Consider the following 880-nt stretch of genomic DNA (forward strand, 5'->3'; position numbering starts at 1 on the left):
CGAAGCCGAGGAAATCGATTCTGTCCATGGAAGTCGATCTCCTCGACTTCGTTGAGCAGTGTCGTCGCCTAGTCAAACAAGCGTTGGGAAAGCACGCGGGCGAACCCGCCAGCGGCGGGTTTGCCCGCTGGAAACACGTTGTGCTACACTGTTTTCGGCTCGAAGACGGCCACAGCTACCGTGAAACGCCGAATCGGCTGAAGTACATGGCTGAGGTTCGTAACGTCCTCGGCTTAGATCGAGATGATCTCCCGGACTACAGCACGATCTACAAATCGTTTGATCGGCTGAAAATGTGGGTGTGGCGGGCGCTGCTACGCGTTTCCGCGCAGCAGCACCCGCAGTCTGGCCACGCTGCTCTCGACAGCACGTTCTTCGATCGGCGACGTGCGTCGTCGTACTTTCGCCAGCGGGCAGGACGGACGATACAGACGCTGAAAGTGACGACATTAACTGATATGGAATCGCTTGCTGTTCTTGATATTCATATCGCAGCTCGGTGGAAGCATGACACGAAGACCGGACCGCAGGTCGTCCGCCGAAACGCGGACGACCTGCAGTCCGTCGCCGCTGACAACGGCTTCCAAGACTGGCATACCGAGTACGAAATCGCCGCACATGGCGTTGAGTACCTTGTTCATTACCGCGGCTCGTCAGCCAACGCAGCCGCGAACAACGCGCTCAACCAAGCAAACGGCTACTCTCAGCGCTGGATGGCGGAAACATCGTATTCGACAACGAAGCGCTCGCTCGGCGATGCCGTGCGAGCGCTGGGCTGGTATCGGCAGTTCCGTGAAATCGTCTTGATGTTCGCCATCACCAACATAGAACCACTGTGTGAACCGCTGTAACCGTGTCTCAGCATCTATTCAACACAGCA

The 880-nt window shown here is 57.2% G+C and carries 1 protein-coding gene; it reads left to right on the plus strand.

Features of this window, described 5'->3' with window-relative positions:
* Positions 1-26 precede the first annotated feature (26 nt).
* On the plus strand, positions 27-851 hold the full coding sequence (locus DJ69_RS08795; RefSeq protein ID WP_099255271.1) for an IS5 family transposase: 825 nt from the start codon (positions 27-29) through the stop codon (positions 849-851).
* The last annotated feature ends 29 nt before the right edge of the window (positions 852-880 follow it).

Origin of the sequence: Halorubrum persicum, from assembly GCF_002727125.1 — an archaeon.
Taxonomy (GTDB): Archaea; Halobacteriota; Halobacteria; order Halobacteriales; family Haloferacaceae; genus Halorubrum; species Halorubrum persicum.

Excerpts from the sequence above, each read along its gene's own strand:
- DJ69_RS08795 (WP_099255271.1), top strand. The coding sequence starts at position 27 with ATGGAAGTCGATCTCCTCGACTTCGTTGAGCAGTGTCGTCGCCTAGTC.